At 69.3% G+C, this 15131-nt stretch carries 15 protein-coding genes; 4 read left to right on the forward strand and 11 right to left on the reverse strand.

The genetic code is table 11. The features are described from left to right. Positions 1 to 35: 35 nt before the first annotated feature. Complete coding sequence (locus ACOACQ_RS18940) at positions 36 to 1520, reverse strand: aldehyde dehydrogenase (RefSeq protein ID WP_420289031.1); 1485 nt, start codon at positions 1518 to 1520, stop codon at positions 36 to 38. A 100-nt stretch (positions 1521 to 1620) separates the two neighbouring features. Between ACOACQ_RS18940 and ACOACQ_RS18945 the strand changes: the two genes are divergently transcribed. Then, positions 1621 to 2256 carry a TetR/AcrR family transcriptional regulator gene (locus ACOACQ_RS18945; protein WP_420289032.1) on the forward strand — a complete coding sequence of 212 codons (636 nt, stop codon included), beginning with the start codon at positions 1621 to 1623 and terminating at the stop codon, positions 2254 to 2256. Positions 2257 to 2294: 38 nt separating this feature from the next. Here the strand turns inward: ACOACQ_RS18945 and ACOACQ_RS18950 are convergent, their stop codons facing one another. Continuing rightward, on the reverse strand, positions 2295 to 2711 hold the full coding sequence (locus ACOACQ_RS18950) for a type II toxin-antitoxin system VapC family toxin (RefSeq protein WP_378606323.1): 417 nt from the start codon (positions 2709 to 2711) through the stop codon (positions 2295 to 2297). Continuing rightward, a complete protein-coding gene (locus ACOACQ_RS18955; RefSeq protein ID WP_378606320.1) occupies positions 2708 to 2947 on the reverse strand; it encodes a FitA-like ribbon-helix-helix domain-containing protein in 240 nt (79 codons plus the stop codon). The genes ACOACQ_RS18950 and ACOACQ_RS18955 overlap by 4 nt, the downstream gene beginning before the upstream one ends. Before the next feature lie 77 nt (positions 2948 to 3024). On the opposite strand from ACOACQ_RS18955, the gene ACOACQ_RS18960 reads away from it, so the two are divergent. Together ACOACQ_RS18960 and ACOACQ_RS18965 are read left to right on the forward strand one after the other, a co-directional pair. Then, a complete protein-coding gene (locus ACOACQ_RS18960) occupies positions 3025 to 3813 on the forward strand; it encodes an MBL fold metallo-hydrolase (protein WP_420289033.1) in 789 nt (262 codons plus the stop codon). Between the two features lie 16 nt (positions 3814 to 3829). After that, positions 3830 to 5395, forward strand: a complete 1566-nt coding sequence (locus ACOACQ_RS18965; RefSeq protein WP_420289034.1) for a peptide chain release factor 3 — start codon at positions 3830 to 3832, stop codon at positions 5393 to 5395. 6 nt (positions 5396 to 5401) lie between these two features. Here ACOACQ_RS18965 and ACOACQ_RS18970 read toward each other — a convergent pair whose 3' ends face one another. The 7 genes from ACOACQ_RS18970 to ACOACQ_RS19000 form a co-directional block, all read right to left on the reverse strand. Continuing rightward, positions 5402 to 5785, reverse strand: coding sequence for a nitrile hydratase accessory protein (locus tag ACOACQ_RS18970; RefSeq protein WP_420289035.1), 384 nt, complete (start codon positions 5783 to 5785; stop codon positions 5402 to 5404). Then, positions 5782 to 6369 carry a nitrile hydratase subunit alpha gene (gene nthA / locus ACOACQ_RS18975; protein WP_420289036.1) on the reverse strand — a complete coding sequence of 196 codons (588 nt, stop codon included), beginning with the start codon at positions 6367 to 6369 and terminating at the stop codon, positions 5782 to 5784. Before nthA ends, ACOACQ_RS18970 begins: the two co-directional genes overlap by 4 nt. Further along, entirely contained in the window at positions 6366 to 7094 is a 729-nt protein-coding gene (locus ACOACQ_RS18980) for an SH3-like domain-containing protein (RefSeq protein WP_420289037.1), read from the reverse strand. Before ACOACQ_RS18980 ends, nthA begins: the two co-directional genes overlap by 4 nt. Before the next feature lie 43 nt (positions 7095 to 7137). Beyond that, the gene (locus tag ACOACQ_RS18985) at positions 7138 to 7947 is read right to left on the reverse strand and encodes a thioesterase family protein (RefSeq protein WP_420289038.1); all 810 of its coding nucleotides are present in this window, start codon (positions 7945 to 7947) and stop codon (positions 7138 to 7140) included. Further along, positions 7940 to 11428, reverse strand: a complete 3489-nt coding sequence (locus ACOACQ_RS18990) for an ATP-binding protein (protein WP_420289039.1) — start codon at positions 11426 to 11428, stop codon at positions 7940 to 7942. The genes ACOACQ_RS18985 and ACOACQ_RS18990 overlap by 8 nt, the downstream gene beginning before the upstream one ends. After that, on the reverse strand, positions 11425 to 12141 hold the full coding sequence (locus ACOACQ_RS18995; protein WP_420289040.1) for a DUF4194 domain-containing protein: 717 nt from the start codon (positions 12139 to 12141) through the stop codon (positions 11425 to 11427). Before ACOACQ_RS18995 ends, ACOACQ_RS18990 begins: the two co-directional genes overlap by 4 nt. A gap of 125 nt (positions 12142 to 12266) precedes the next feature. After that, the gene (locus ACOACQ_RS19000; RefSeq protein WP_420289041.1) at positions 12267 to 13757 is read right to left on the reverse strand and encodes a DUF3375 domain-containing protein; all 1491 of its coding nucleotides are present in this window, start codon (positions 13755 to 13757) and stop codon (positions 12267 to 12269) included. A 208-nt stretch (positions 13758 to 13965) separates the two neighbouring features. On the opposite strand from ACOACQ_RS19000, the gene ACOACQ_RS19005 reads away from it, so the two are divergent. Beyond that, a complete protein-coding gene (locus ACOACQ_RS19005; RefSeq protein ID WP_378602197.1) occupies positions 13966 to 14205 on the forward strand; it encodes a hypothetical protein in 240 nt (79 codons plus the stop codon). A 140-nt stretch (positions 14206 to 14345) separates the two neighbouring features. On the opposite strand, the gene ACOACQ_RS19010 is transcribed toward ACOACQ_RS19005, so the two are convergent. Then, positions 14346 to 15131 carry a GTP cyclohydrolase I FolE2 gene (locus ACOACQ_RS19010; RefSeq protein WP_378602200.1) on the reverse strand — a complete coding sequence of 262 codons (786 nt, stop codon included), beginning with the start codon at positions 15129 to 15131 and terminating at the stop codon, positions 14346 to 14348.

Raw genomic sequence — 15131 nt, forward strand, 5'->3', positions numbered from 1 at the left:
GATTCCTTGAGCGTAGGTGGAGGTGGTGCCAGAGGTCAGTGGTTGATCCAGACGGTCTTCAGACCGACGTACTTGTCCAGCGCGTGGAGGGAGAGGTCGCGGCCGAATCCGGATCCCTTGAAGCCGCCGAACGGGGTCCAGGCGCTGAACGCGTCGACACCGTTGACGGTGACCGTGCCGGCGTGGATTTGCTCGACGAGGCGGTGGGCGCGACCGAGGCTTCCGGTCGCAACCGATGCGGCGAGTCCGTACGCCGAGTCGTTCGCCAGCCCCAGCGCCTCGGCCTCGGTGTCGAACGGCGTGATCGCGAGGACCGGTCCGAACACCTCTTCGCGGGCGAGGGCGGAGGCCGGGTCGACGTCGTCGAAGACGGTGGGCTGGACGTAGCAGTCGCTGCCGTCGCGGGTGATCCGCTCACCACCGGTCACCAGTCGTGCTCCGGAGGCGCGGGCCTCGTCGACGAACCCCATGATGCCGTCGGTCTGTTCCGGCGAGACGATCGCACCCATGCCGGCCGCGGGGTCCAGCGGGTCGCCCGGGGCATACGACGCCGCCTCGGCCGCGACGAGCGAGACGAACTCCTCGTGCACGGACCGCTCGACCAACACGCGGGAGTGGGCCGAGCACACGGCGCCCTGGTTGAACCAGATGCCGGCTGCGGTGTGCCGGGCGGTCTCGGCGAGGTCGACGGCGTCGGCGAAGACGAGGTGCGGGCTCTTGCCGCCGCACTCGAGCCACACCTGCTTGAGGTTCGACTGGCCGGCGTACTGCAGGAAGTAGCGGCCGACCTCGGTGGAGCCGGTGAAGGCGAGCACGTCGACGTCCGGGTGCAGGCCGAGCGCCTTGCCCGTGGTCTCGCCCAGTCCGGGGACGACGTTGAGGACGCCTTCGGGGATCCCCGCCTCGACGGCGAGCTCGGCGATCCGCAGGGCCGAGGACGGCGACTGCTCGGCCGGCTTGAGGACCACGCTGTTGCCGACGGCCATGGCGGGCGCGACCTTCCAGGCCAGCATGTCGACCGGGTAGTTCCACGGGATGACCGCGGCCACCACGCCCAGCGGCACGCGGCGGATCAGCCCGAGCGTCCCGGGCGGCGTCGGTGCGACCTCATCGTTGATCTTGTCGATCGCCTCGGCGTAGTAGCGGAACAGGTCGACCGAGAACGGCAGGTCGAGGTCGTGGGCGTCGGCCACGCGCTTGCCCATGTCGAGCGAGTCCAGCACCGCGAGCTCTGCTGCGTGGTCCGCGAGCAGGTCGGCGAAGCGCAGCATCCGCTCCCGGCGGAAGCGCACCCCGGCGCGGCTCCACACGCCGGAGTCGTACGTCGACCGGGCAGCCCGTACGGCGGCGTCGACTCCCGCGGCGCCGGTGTCGAAGACCTCGCTGAGCAGCTCGCCCGTGGCCGGGTTGCGGTTCTCGAAGGTGGCCTGCCCGGCCTCCACGAAACGGCCGCCGATGAACGGGCGGGTGTGGAGGGTGGCCTTGGCCGCCTCCTGGACCCAGTCCTGATGTGAACGCACGAGTGATCCTTTCTTTGCGCTTCAGCGCAAATATGACCCAGCCCACACTTGCTGTCAATGCCTGGCCCGAAATCGCAGGTCAGGGCGCTACCGTGAAGCCATGGCGCGACGCAAGGACCAGACAGCTCGGCGCGAGCACCTGATTTCGGCAACCCTGAAGACGATCGCCACGCACGGACTGGCGGAGGCATCGATGAAGAACATCGCCGAGGAAGCAGGGATCTCCCCGCGGCTGATCGCCTACTACTACCCCGAGCTGGACGACCTGATCGAGGCCACGCACCAGGCGGCGACCGATCGCTACTACTGGTCCCGGCAGCGCGACATCGAGGGCGAGCTCTCCCCGACCGCCAAGCTCGCACGCCTGATGCACTCCGGACTCCCCCGTGGGGACGACCTCCTGCTCAGCCAGGTGCTCGACGAGATGTCGGTGAGCGCGAGCCGCAGCCCGATGCACGCCACCTTGATGACCCTGCTCTTCGACCGCGAGGTCTCGCTCTACGCCGCCGTCCTCGACGTCGGCGCGGCGCTCGGCGAGTTCGAGCTCACCGACTCCTCCGACGTCATCGCCCGCAACTTCGTCGCCCTCGAGGACGCCCTCGGCCTGCACCTGCTGGCGAACAACTCATCGATGACCCTGGCTCGCGCCGAGCAGCAGCTGGCCAGCTACGCCCGCGCCACCACGGGCGTGACGATCGAGCCTGCCCCCGCAACGTCCGGGCGAGCGAAGAGCTGACCCTCAACTGCGGCGAGCCGCAAAGAAACCGGTAGTAGTCACTCGAACGGGTTGGTCACCCTGACGTCGGCAGCCTCGAAGGGAGCTACATCCCTCGTGGCGACGTCGCAACGATGAACACGAGCGATCGCGGCGATCATCGCGTCGACATTGGCGAGCGCGAGGCCGCGCTCTCGTGCCGAAGCGCGGATCTCGGCGTAAGCCAACGAAGCGGGCTCGTCGAAATCGAGGACCCGGGTGCCGAACAGGGGCCGGATGCCCTGCTCGAAAGTGGTGCTCAGAGCGGTACGTCGGCGTCCGCGTGGCAGGGCTGCGACGCCAAACCGGATCTCCGCAAGGCTGATCGCTGTGAGGAACAAACTGCTCTCAGTCTGGCGGTCGGCCCACCCGACGACGATCGGATCGGGCCGGGCGCGCATCAACTCGGACACCACGTTGGTGTCGAGGATGATCACCCGAACTCGATCGGCTCGGTGACTGTCCGGTCCCGTTCGACCTCCAGGTCGAACCCGCCCACTTCAGCGGCGATCTGCACCATCCGCTCCCCGAAGCCGATGTCGACACGAAGAGCGACAGCGTCGTCGAGGATCTGGCGCACTTCCGCCTCGGTGCTGCGACCGCGCGACGCCGCCCGAGCCTTCAACGCCCGATGCGTCTCGTCGGAAAGGTTACGGATCGTGATTGCTGCCATCAGCCCTCCTGATATCAGATCTCAATATGCTATCACCTTGGTGGCCGCAGGCCCTTCCTGACCTCTAGGTTCTGTTCATGGCTCCCACCAAGATCACCCACATCGGCGGTCCGACGGCCCTCATCGAGGTCGGTGGCTGGCGGATCCTGACCGATCCGACCTTCGACCCGCCCGGCAAGCGCTACTTCTTCGGCTGGGGTACGACGTCGCGCAAGCTGGTCGGTCCTTCGATCGCCGCAGCGGACCTGGGCCCGATCGATGCCGTCCTCGTCAGCCATCACCACCACGGCGACAACCTCGACCCGTCGGCGCAGGCGCTCCTCCCGACCTGGGGCACGACGGTCACGACGAAGAAGGCAGCAGCGAAGCTGGGCGGGAACTGCGTCGGCCTCGCGGCGTGGGAGACCACGCTGCTGGAGGCACCGGGCAAGGAGACCATCACGGTCACCGCTACTCCGTGCCGGCACGGACCGGTCGGCAGCGAGCCGATCACGGGGCCGGTGATCGGCTTCTCCCTCGCCTGGGCGGGTCAGGAGCACGGCGAGCTCTGGGTCACGGGCGACACCGTGCTCTACCCAGCGCTGCGCGAGGTCCCGTCCCGGTTGAAGATCGGCACGATCCTGCTCCACCTGGGGTCGGTCCGCTTCCGCTACCTCTCGGGCTGGTTCCGCTACACGATGGACGCCCGCGAGGGCGCCGAGCTGATCGAGCTCGTCGACCCGGCACACGTCGTACCCGTGCACTACGAGGGCTGGTCGCACTTCCAGCAGGGCCGTGCCGAAGCGGAGGCAGTGCTGGGCCAGTCACCACTGGCCGACCGGGTGACCTGGCTCGACCCCGGCGAGGACGTGACTCTGCCTGTGTAGGGGTAGATTTCGGCCAGTGTCCGACACTCGTCCCCGCCGTACCTTTGCCGTCATCAGCCACCCCGACGCCGGCAAGTCCACGCTGACCGAAGCGCTGGCGCTCCACGCGCGGGTGATCACCGAGGCGGGAGCGGTCCACGGCAAGGGTGACCGGCGCGCCACGGTGTCGGACTGGATGGCGATGGAGAAGGCCCGCGGCATCTCGATCACGTCGGCCGCGCTGCAGTTCGTCTACCGCGACCATGTCATCAACCTCGTCGACACCCCCGGCCACAGCGACTTCTCCGAGGACACCTACCGCGTGCTCTCGGCGGTCGACTCGGCCGTGATGCTCGTCGACGCCGGTAAGGGCCTGGAGCCGCAGACACTCAAGCTGTTCAAGGTGTGCGCGCTGCGCGGCATCCCGGTGATCACGGTCATCAACAAGTGGGACCGCCCCGGCCTCCACGCCCTCGAGCTGATGGACCTGATCCAGGAGAAGATCAAGCTCCGTCCCACTCCCCTGACCTGGCCGGTCGGCGAGGCCGGTGACTTCCGGGGTGTCCTGGACCGTCGTACGGGCGAGTTCATCAAGTACACCCGCACCGCCGGTGGTGCCACCCGCGCGCCCGAGAAGCGGATGGGCGCCGACGAGGTCGAGGAGAACGACGCCCAGGTGTGGGCGCACGCCGTCGAGGAGCACGAGCTGCTCTCGCTCGACGACGCCGACCACGACCAGGACCGCTTCCTCGCCGGCGAGACGACACCGGTCATGTTCGCCTCGGCGCTGCAGAACTTCGGCGTCGCGCAGCTGCTCGACCTGCTGCTGGACCTCGCCCCCTCGCCGGACGCCGCGCTCGGCGTGGACGGCTCGGTCCGCAAGGTCGACGACGACTTCAGCGCGTTCGTGTTCAAGGTGCAGTCCGGCATGAACAACGCCCACCGTGACCGCCTGGCCTACGCCCGCATCGTGTCCGGCTCCTTCGAGCGCGGCATGATCGTCACCCACGCCGCCAGCGGCCGCCCGTTCGCCACGAAGTTCGCGCAGGCCGTGTTCGGCCGCGACACCACCTCGGTCGAGACCGCCGAGCCCGGCGACATCATCGGCTTCGTCAACGCCCAGGCACTGCGTGTGGGCGACACCGTGTACGTCGGCGACGCGATCGAGTACCCGCCCGTACCGTCGTTCGCGCCCGAGCACTTCATGACCGCCACCGCGGGCGACATCAGCCGCTACAAGCAGTTCCGCAAGGGCATCGAGCAGCTGGACCAGGAGGGCGTGGTGCAGGTGCTGCGCTCCGACCTCCGCGGCGACCAGTCGCCCGTGCTCGCAGCCGTCGGCCCCATGCAGTTCGAGGTGGTCGAGGACCGGATGCTCAACGAGTTCAACTCGCCGATCCGGTTCTCGCGGCTCGACTACCAGGTCGCGCGCCTCACCGATGCTGCCGGAGCTTCGGCGCTGTCCGGCATCCGCGGCGTCGAGGTGCTGCAGCGCAGCGACGGCACCTACCTGGCGCTGTTCGTCGACCGCTGGCGGGCGCAGGTCACCGCGCGCGACAACCCGACGGTGATGCTCGAAGAGCTGCCGGCCGGCGGCAACTGACCGGTCTCAGTGGCCGTGGCCATGCCCGTGGCCGTGTTCGTCGTCGCGGTGGTCGTGCCCGTGGGGTCGGGCGAGCAGCTCGTCCGTGCGTTCGTCGACCTCGACGGGCAGCAGCGCTGACCTGGTGCTGAGGACCGCTTCCAGCGCGGCCGCCCAGCTCTCCCAGTAGGGCCGCTCCGGGTCGGCCGCGATCTGCGCGATCAGCTCCTGCCGGAACTCCTCCCACTCCCACTGCCCGTCCCGGCACAACGCCAGCACGAGGCCGAACGCCCGGCGTTCCCACGGGGCGTCGAACACGATCGCGCCGTTGTCGCGCGGCGGGGAAACCGTTCCTTCGAGGTCGGAGTCGATCGTCGCCTGCCCGGTCATCGGCTCGGGCTGCGCCGTCATGCGGCGGGCACCTTCGCGACCGCGACACCGATCATCGAGTCCCGGCTGACCAGCGCAGCCAGCTCCTCGACGCTCATCGCCTCGGTGCCCGACGGACGTTCCGGGATCACGAGGTACCGCGCCTCCGCCGAGCTGTCCCACACCCGCACCTTCTTGGTCGCGGGCACCTCGAGGCCCATCTCGCCGAGGAGCTTGCGCGGCTCGGCGACCATGCGCGAGCGGTACGCGTCGGATTTGTACCAGGTCGGCGGGAGGCCGAGGACCGGCCACGGGTAGCAGGAGCAGAGGGTGCACACGACGACGTTGTGGACCTCGGCGGTGTTCTCGATCGCGACGATCATCGCGCCCTCGGGACCACCGAAGCCGAGCTCGGCGACGGCCTTGGTGCCGTTGGCGAGGAGGCGTTCGCGGAAGGCCGGGTCGGTCCAGGCGCGGGCGACGATCTTCGCGCCGTTGAGCGGCCCGACGTTGGTCTCGTAGTGCTCGACGATCCTGTCGACGACAGCGGAGTCCACCAGACCCTTCTCCACGAGAAGCGACTCGACCGCCTCGACCCGGATCGCGCGGGCGTCGTCGGTGGTCATCGTGCCTCCAGGTAGGACTCGAACAGCTCGATGCGGACCTCGGTGTCGGGCTCGGCGGCCTCGCCCCACAGGTCACGCCCGTCGAACGCGACGGTGTAGACGTACTGGGGCCGGCTCCGGCGACCCATCGCCCTGGCATCGGAGAACCGCACGGCACCGCTGTTGCCGACGATGGTCCCCGGCTTGCCCGACGTGTAGCCCGGCTGGCGCGTGTGGCCGGCGGCGCGTTCGGCGCGCACCCGGACGGCGTCCCCGACCTTGAAGCGGGGCCGGCGGATGGTCCTGCGGTTGCCGCCGATGATGCGGGGCATGACCTGTGCGGCCATGAAGCGCGGCATCGTCGGACGCGTGACCAGTCCGATGGCGGCACTGGCCATGGTCGTCTGGATCTTCCGTGCCCGGCGTCCACCTCCCGGGGCGGGTGAGCCGTCGATGCGGGCCTGCACCTCGCCCGGCTGGAGCCACTTCGCCTGCTCCAGCTGCAGCTCCATTCCACGCAGCCAGCGCCAGTAGTACGGCGCCAGGTAGTCCTCGCGGGCGATCTGCTCGATCGCCCAGCGGCCCGAGTCCAGGTCCGGGCCGGTGGGATTCAGGATCCCGCTGACGAAGACCGCGCAGCCGAAGGCGCGGCGCTCCCAGTCGGCGTGGAAGGCCGGCGCGTCGGGGTCGTGCGCGACCGTGCCGTAGAACTCGGCGCGGCCGCCCATGTCCGCCAGCGTGGTCATCTGCCGAAGATAGCGGCTGACGGCCGCTCCCGGGATCCCTTCGTTACGAGGGATCGCGGCGTTCGCGCATCACCAGCGTCTGGATCGCGACGCCGATGGGGCCGCCGGCGTCGTACAGGTGGGACAGCGTCGTACCGACGCCGCTGCCGTCGGGCTGCGTCGCCGACGACAGGCCGATCCATTCGCCCACGGGTGGGCGGTGCAGGTGCACGTTGAGGTCGGCGTTGGAGAAGAGGTACCGGTCGGCCGGGAGCACCCAGCTCAGGCCGTTGCCGAAGTCGGCGGCCGCGACGGCGCGCATGGCAGCCGAGGTGGACTGCCCCTCGATCAGGGGCACGGCCAGCCGGAACCACGCGGCTGCCGGTCCGGGCTCCGCGGTGTTGCCGCGAGCCATCCGGTGCTCCATCGCCGTTTGGTAGAACGAGACGCCCGTGGGCATGCCGGGGATGAGCAGCCGCTGGGTGCAGTCGTCGGGACCGGGCAGGAGCTGCGCCGGCTCCCAGCCGGGCAGCCCGGCCGGCAGCTCGAAGGGCTGGCCCCGGACCAGGAGGGCATGCGCCCGGGCCACGAGTACGTCGCCGGCGAGCAGCTTGAGCGTGACGCGGGTCGTGGAACGGGCGGGATGGACATCGGACCGTGTGGTCAGCGGCGCGACCGGTACGGGCTTGATCAGCTCGATGGACAGTCGCGAGAGCTGCCAACCGGGCTCGTCCACCGCGGACTCGGCGACGTGGGCCAGGAGCGCGCCCGGCGCGCCACCGTGCTGGGCGCGCTCGTCCCACGGGCCTCGGGACAGGACGCTCGGCAGCCAGGTCTCGCCGTCGCGGGTGAAGACGGCCGTTGCCTCACCCATCGACAGCCGCGTCGGTGATCGGCGTGATCCACGACTGGTGGGTCGCCGAGTTCTTGGTGATCGCGAGCAGGTCGTCCATGTGCGGCTCGAGGCCGGTGACCTTGTCGAGCGGGACGCCGATGATCAGCTGGAACCCGAGCCCCTTCCAGGCCTGCACCGCACGCCCGGCGAACTCGGAGTCGGCCTTCACGAAGCCCTCGTCGAGGAACACCGGCGCAAAGCGCGGCCGCGACCGCATCTCGTCGCCGAGCCGGAACCGCAGTGCCGAGCCGACGATGAACGCGACCAGCTCCTGGCTCTCGCCGCCGCTCTTCTCCCCCAGCGTCCGGTACGTCGCCCGGAGCTCGCCGGTCAGGTGGTCATAGCGTTCGGCGCTGATCTCCACGTGACGCCGCACGTCGAGGAGCCGGTCGCGGTCACTCGTGACCGGGCCGGCCTCGCCTGCCTGGGCGGGCTTGCGCAGCTGGTTCATGAACCCGCTGAGCAGCGTGAACCGCTTCTCCAGGTCGGCCTCGGCGAGCTCGGTCGTGACACCGGAGGACAGCGACCGCAGGTCCTTCATGAAGACCTGCACGTGCGCGGGGCTCAACCGCCGCAACCGGATCCGCAGCCGGTCGCTGGCCAGGCCACCGAACTCGAGGCGCCGCAGGATCGCGTTGATCGGCTCGAGCCGATCCTCGATCTCCTCGATCGAGGCGGCCATCGCGCCGACGAGCGGCACGAGGTCCTGACCGCTCCATTCGGTGAGCCGGCGCCGCCACTCGGAGCGCCGGTCGGCGAGGCCCTTGCCGCGGATCTCGTCGAGGATCCGCGCGTAGTCCGGGTAGGAGTCCGCGGTGCCACCGAGGTTCGGCGAGTCCCACTGGAACTTGTAGTGCTTGAAGATCAGCGCGAGGTCCTCCTCGCACCGGCGGATCTCGGCCTCCACCTCACCGACGGCGCCACGCAACCGCTCACCGAGGCGGTGGGCGTTGTCGCTGAACCGGTCGAGGTCCTCCGGATCCGCGGGCGCGGCCGCAGCGGCGAAGTCGGCGGCCAGCGCTGCCGCCTGTTCGTCGGTCAGCTCGACGGCACCGGTCGCCTCCATCGCCTGCAGCCGGTCGTTGACCATGTCCTCGGACTCGACGAGCTCGCCGTGCGCGGAGTTCAGGTCCTTCTGCGCCTGCTCCAGCCCGAACCGCTGCTGCCGGGTCGACTCGAGGCGGACGACCAGGTCGTCGATCTGCGCCTGCAGCACCTGCAGCTGGTCATCGGACGTGAGGATGTCGGCGCGACGCTGCTCCAGCTCGGCGATCCGCCGGTCACTGCCGGTCACGTCGACGTCGTCGAAGCGCACCATGGCGATGGCGTCGTACGCCTTGCGCTGGAGCTCCAGCAGGCTCGCCCGCCGGTCCAGCTCGGCGATCCGGACGTCGAGGTCCTCGAGCTTGCGCTCGCTCGCGGCCAGCTGGGCATCGATCTCGGCGATGGCGTCGCCGTTGGAGAAGCCGATGATGCTGCGCTGGTCGTTGCGCCCGTGCGTGCCGCGCAGACCGTTGCGGGTCTGCCCCGATGCGGTCACCCGGAAGCCGCCGCCGTCGAGGCCGTCCGCGGTCTCGACGCACAGCGCGTTGCGGGCGGGTTCCTCGACGTGCTGCTGCACCCAGCCGGCGAACGGCGAGTCCTTGAACAGCAGCTTGCCCGCGATCCGCTCAGGGTCGGACGGCCCGGTCTCCGGGAGGTCGAGCTCGACGCCCTGGAACGTCAGGCGACCCCTGAGGCGCACCCCGTCGATCGCGGACGAGAAGTCCTTGAGCCGGTCGAGCGGCACCAGCATCATCCGGGCCGTACCGCCGAGGACGGTCTCGATGGCCGTGCGCCACCGCGCCTCCTCGGGCGCGACGTCGATGAGCTCGGCGACGAACGGGAGCTCCTCGACGCTGAGCCCGCTGGCCGCTGCGACCTCGGCACGCAGCTCGTGCAGGTGCGCCGGCACCCGGCCGGCGCGGGACTCCAGCGAGTCCCGCTCACGGCGCAGGCTGCCCTGGTCGTTCTTCAGCGGCACCAGCCCGTCGCGCACCTTGTCGCGCTCGGCCCGGAGCGCGGCCTGCTGCTCGTCACCGTGGGCCAGCCGCTTGCGCGCCTGCACCTGGAGCTCGGCGAACGCCGAGGCGGAGTCGAGGGCGACCTCGAGGTCGGGCGCGTCGGCGTCGGTGAGCCCGACCAGCGGGTAGACGCGTTCCTCCAGCTCGGCCAGCCGGTTGCCGCGTTCCTCGCGGATCACGCGTTCGTGGTCGATCTGCGCGGCGAGCGCCTGCAGGTCTCCCCCGCCCGCCGCCCGGTGCGCTTCCTTGGCCGCCTCCAGGTCGCTGGCCAGCGTGGCCTCCAGGGCTCGCGCCGTGGTCAGGCTCCCGGTGGTCGCGCTCCGCTCGGCGCGGTTGCTGCCGACCTCGGCCTCGAGGAGCCGCCGGTGGGTGCGCAGCAGCCAGAGCCGCAGGGGCGTGTCACCGGCGAGCGTGACGCCGTACGAATCGAGCTCGGCGCGCCGTCGCGTCGCCACGACCCGGCGCTCGTGCAGGTCGGTGATCGGCTCGAGCAGCTCGAGCTTCTGCTCCTCGGTGCGCATGGCGACGTACGCCGCGTCGAGGTCGTCGAAGTGCTCGATGGCCCGGTCGGCAGCGGCATAGGTCGCCGGCCGCTCGAGCACCATGTCCTTGTAGAGCTCGTCGACGCTGCGCACCTGGTTGCCAGCCTGGATCCGCGCGAGCAGCCGCAGCGCCTTGGCACCATCACCGTTCGCACCGATGCCGAGCCGCGCGTGTAGGACAGCGGAGTACTCCGCATAGGTCCGGTGCACGCGGATGCCGGGGAAGAGCTTCTTGAGGGTGTTCGCGTGGAAGCGCTCGGGTACGGCGACCTCGAGCGTGTCGAGCGCGAGCGCCCCCTCGTGGGTGGTGAGCTGCATCTGCACCTCACCGGAGCGGGTGGCGCGACGCGGGACGTAGTAGGTCCGCAGCGCCGTGAACCGGCCGCCCTGGTCGTTGACGAACGTCATCGCGACGGCACCCCAGGTGTCGGTGCCCTTGCCGCGCAGCAGCTGCTCCTCGGGCCGCCCGGTCTTCGGGTTGTCGATCACGTCGACGGCACCCCGCAGGTACGACAGCAGGTTCCGCTGCCCGACACTGCGCGCCCGCCCGGCGACGGCGTCGTTGGAGGCACCGTTGAACTTGGTGTCCGACGGCATCATCAGCGCCGTGTAGGCGTCGAGGATCGTGCTCTTCCCGACCCCCGACGCCCCGGAGATCATGGTCGTGTCGCCCCGCAGCGGGACGGTCGTCAGTCCCCCGAACCCGCCCCAGTTGACCAACTGCAGCAACGACGCCCGCCACTGCACCGTGTCGTCCGCCGGCGTCGCCACGACGTCTTCCCGGAACAACCCGTCTTCGTCCCGCTGGTTGAGGAGGCCGGCCACGGCCGTCTCGAAACCCTCGTCGATACTCATTCGCCGTCCTCCCCGCTCGTCGAGGAGGTTGCGCTAGCAACCGTCTCGAGACGCCCGCCGCCTTCGTCGAAAAGGTCCGCGTCGTCCTCCACAACGACCTCGGTCCCATTCGCCTTCTGCAACGCCTCGAGCAACTCAGCCAACAGCTCCAGCGGCAGCAACGGCTCCACGGCCTCACTGATCTCGTACCGGTCATCCCCGACCGCACCGATCAGCAACCCGGACTTCACCACCGAAGCAACCGCATTCCGGGCCCGCTTCTCGTCCCCGGCCTCGTCGGTCGCGTGCGGCGGACGGAAGGTGGCGATGTAGTCGACGATGTCCTCGCGGTCGATGAACACCCGCACGTCCCCACTCGCGACCCCGGCCCGCAGCCGGTCACGCAGGTGCACGAGCACCAGCGTCTCCTCACGGGTCCACGCGGCGTCGTACAACAGGGTCGGGAACCGGCTGGCGGTCTCCGAGACCGCCTGGCGCTTCCACGCCACCTCACGCCCGCGGTCGATGGCGAGGTCGAGGAAGAGGTCGTTGAGCCGCGACCGCAGGACCCGTTCGTTCTCGACGAGCACCTGCCAATCACGCGGGTGGGTGCGGGCGCTGATGAAGCGCTGCTTGAGCAGCGTCACGAGCGCATGGCGCTGCCCGTACTCCAGCCCGCCCTCGTCCCCCTCGAACAACGACACCGAGTCCTCACCAAACTCGTCCTCGTCCAAGCTCGTCGAGTAGTCCGAGCCGCCAGGCGAGGGCGTATCGAGACGCCCGTCTTCCTCCCGGTGGTTGAGGTGCGAGGCCGCCCGCGGCCGAGCCTCGAAACCCCCGGGCTCAACATCCAACTCGGTCATCCGCGGCTCTCACTCTCAGTCAGGTCAGGGTCAGGAATCGCCATCCGCGGCACCGAGAACGTCCGCTTCGACCCATCCGGCCGTACGGCGGCGAACTCCTCCGCCACGTCCTCGGTCTCCCACGCGTGGTCGGCGGCCAGGTGCAGCAGGCCGAAGATCTCGACGGGCCGGCGCAGCGAAGGTTCGAGCCCGTCGAACAGTTCACCCAACGAGCCAGCAGGCAACAACGCACTGAGCGCATCCGACAACCGGTCCCGCAGCGTCGACAGCTGTGGCCCACCTTGCGCCATCAGCTCGGACAGCAGGACAGATGGAGCGTCGTCGGGGTCGGCAACACCGATCCGCTCCGGCAGTACGTCGTCCGCCGGGTCGTAGAACCGCTCACGGAGGTGGTCCAGGTTCGTCCGAAGCGGCAACAAGGAGACGTCGTGAGTGGCGCGCGGCCCGGTGGTCGCCATCCACCCCATCAGCTCGGACTCGACCTGCCGCAGCGTCTGCTCGAGCTCGCGGTCGCGCGCGGCGTCGTGGGACACGATGTACTCCCGCAGCGTCGCGGTCACCCGCGACCGCTGCGCGAGCACCCGGTCCAGCCCGTCCCGCACCAGGCGGACCGTGCCGCGCAGTTCGGCACGGTCGGCGTCGCCGAGGATCCCGTCGGACAGCGGGTGGTCGAGAAGCGCGGTGAGGTCTTCGCGCAGTTGGGTGACGAGGGCGTCGTCGCGCAGCAACGCGAACGCCCCCTCGAACGCCCGCCCTTCGTGGGTGGCGGTCATCAGCGCGTCGGCGCGGGCGAGGTAGTCGTCGATGACCTCACCGGCCGGCCGGTCCTCGGCCCGGAACGCGGCCAGGATCTCGCCGCGGATCGTCGCGAACCGCTCCTCGACCCGGGCGAAGTCACTGGGCAGCGCAGAGATGAGGGAGAGGAGCTCGGTGTACCCCTCGAGCATGTAGTCCTCGGTGGCACTGACCATCTCCGCCCCGTCGACCAACCGGTCCCGCTCGGCCTTGAGCCGCGCGATCTCTTCGTTGAGCAGGGTGACCCGGGCGCCTCGGTCGGGGTTGGCCTCGGCGTTGAACCGCCGCACGGTGCCGAGAATGGTCGCGATCCGGTGCTCACTGAGCGTCGCCCGGTCGCGGGTCATCGACTTCACCAGCTCGAGCGCCTGCTGGGCGTGCGAGGTCAACGTGTAGACCTCGTTGCCGATCTCGTCGAGGGACCGCACCAACCACTGCCCGCGCATCCACCGCTGACAGATGTCCCGCCCGCTCCCAGCCGGTACGTCGCTCTCCCCCGCCGCCCGGATCGCGGCGAGATGCTCCTCCACCTGGCTGTGCAGCCGGGCCGTCGGGATCGGCTTGTTGTTCCGCCCGAACGCCGCCCGGAAGATCGTGATCACCACCGGCGCCTGCCGCTGGTGGAGCAACGTCAGGGTCGGCTGCGCGAACGCACCCTTGACCCGAGCCAACTCCCCCGCGATGTCACTCACTGCTGTCGTGCCTCCCCTGGCGTTCTGGACAGAGGGTCAGCATTCCAGAGGGGTACGACGGCGGGTCGGAGAGGCCCACCGGCCGCCCGAAGTCGGGTCGCCAATGTGCGGTCTGACTCGGCGGGCGATCGCGATGGTCGGCCCCGCGGACAGACCAGACGCGACGGGCGCGACCGCAAACAGTCGTACTGGATGGCATCCTCATCGCATGCGACTGACCTACACAGATTTGGAAACTGGCTGGGAGATGGTGCGCCAGAATGGCGAACTTCGCGAGATCCGGGATGGCGAGGTCACAAACGTCTACCCGGTGGCACCCATCGAATCCATCACCCTATTCGGCCACGAGATCGACAAACAATCAGGGCAGACGTACTACGTCCTGACGATCAACGACGACTACCCGAACGACGTCGTCGAATGCGAGACGTTCTGCATAACGCCGTGACCCAGCAGGCCGCGCCCGACAGAGTTCCTGGGCAGAGACATCGGAGCGGCGCAGTATTGCGAGAAGCGTTCGCTGTGCATCCTGAGGTATCGACACAGTTGTGCGTTGCGGCTAAGCGAGTGCTTCAGTCGGTCGGGAGCCTACGGGCCCGGAACCCATCTAAGGGAGGCCACGGCGTCGTGGCTGTGAATGCTCTCGAAGTTGCGCACGCTCACCGCGTGGGCAATGCCGCGCTCTCGGCACATGTGAGAGAGATCCCGCACCATGTCTTCTACAAAGGCGGGGTTGTCGTGGGCGTCCATCGTGACGGCGCGCTCGTCAGGCCGCTTGATCAGCGGGAAAACCGGGCTTGAGCCGATCGAGCGAATCATGGCGAATGCGGACGCCACGTCCAACGGATAGACATCGTCATGCCGCCCGATGGTGGTGAGACGCACTCGACTGCGCTGGTTGTGGGCTCCGTAGTCACTGATCGCTTTGCTGCAGGGGCAGAGACTCGTGACATCAGTGCCGACTGTGACCGCGAGCTCTGCGCGATCGGCGGTCAGTCGCGCCTCAAGTTCCACGTCGCAGACCTGCCACGCTTCCTTCCCAGAGGTCGGCGCTTGGACCAGGAAAGCCATCGGCAACCCAACACCAACCTGGACCCTGTCGACGTCAAGGCGGTCAGCTGCCACCTTGAGGGCCTGAGGAAGCCGTTCGGGTTCCAGATCCTGGAGTTCGTCATGGATGATCTCCACCATCCGGCTCATGTGGGTTCCGCGGCGGTCGGCCGGCAGCGTCACAGTCACATCGAATGTCGCCATCCCGGCGTGCTGGGTCAAACCGTCATTGAAGCGGATCGGGTATTGAACCCCAGCGATGCCAACGCGATCGAGTTCCACTCCGCGCTCGTCCACCTGGTCCTGGATGTCTGGCAGCGACAT

Source organism: Nocardioides sp. CPCC 206347 (assembly GCF_048654605.1).
Taxonomy (GTDB): Bacteria; Actinomycetota; Actinomycetes; order Propionibacteriales; family Nocardioidaceae; genus Nocardioides.

What these genes read in the sequence shown, in the direction of transcription:
- ACOACQ_RS19010 (WP_378602200.1), bottom strand. Translation starts at nt 15,131, where the DNA reads ATGTCGCTGCCAGACATCCAGGACCAGGTGGACGAGCGCGGAGTGGAA.
- ACOACQ_RS18945 (WP_420289032.1), top strand. Translation starts at nt 1,621, where the DNA reads ATGGCGCGACGCAAGGACCAGACAGCTCGGCGCGAGCACCTGATTTCG.
- ACOACQ_RS18955 (WP_378606320.1), bottom strand. Translation starts at nt 2,947, where the DNA reads ATGGCAGCAATCACGATCCGTAACCTTTCCGACGAGACGCATCGGGCG.
- ACOACQ_RS19005 (WP_378602197.1), top strand. Translation starts at nt 13,966, where the DNA reads ATGCGACTGACCTACACAGATTTGGAAACTGGCTGGGAGATGGTGCGC.
- ACOACQ_RS18990 (WP_420289039.1), bottom strand. Translation starts at nt 11,428, where the DNA reads ATGAGTATCGACGAGGGTTTCGAGACGGCCGTGGCCGGCCTCCTCAAC.
- ACOACQ_RS18980 (WP_420289037.1), bottom strand. Translation starts at nt 7,094, where the DNA reads ATGACCACGCTGGCGGACATGGGCGGCCGCGCCGAGTTCTACGGCACG.
- ACOACQ_RS18960 (WP_420289033.1), top strand. Translation starts at nt 3,025, where the DNA reads ATGGCTCCCACCAAGATCACCCACATCGGCGGTCCGACGGCCCTCATC.
- ACOACQ_RS18970 (WP_420289035.1), bottom strand. Translation starts at nt 5,785, where the DNA reads ATGACGGCGCAGCCCGAGCCGATGACCGGGCAGGCGACGATCGACTCC.
- ACOACQ_RS18985 (WP_420289038.1), bottom strand. Translation starts at nt 7,947, where the DNA reads ATGGGTGAGGCAACGGCCGTCTTCACCCGCGACGGCGAGACCTGGCTG.
- nthA (WP_420289036.1), bottom strand. Translation starts at nt 6,369, where the DNA reads ATGACCACCGACGACGCCCGCGCGATCCGGGTCGAGGCGGTCGAGTCG.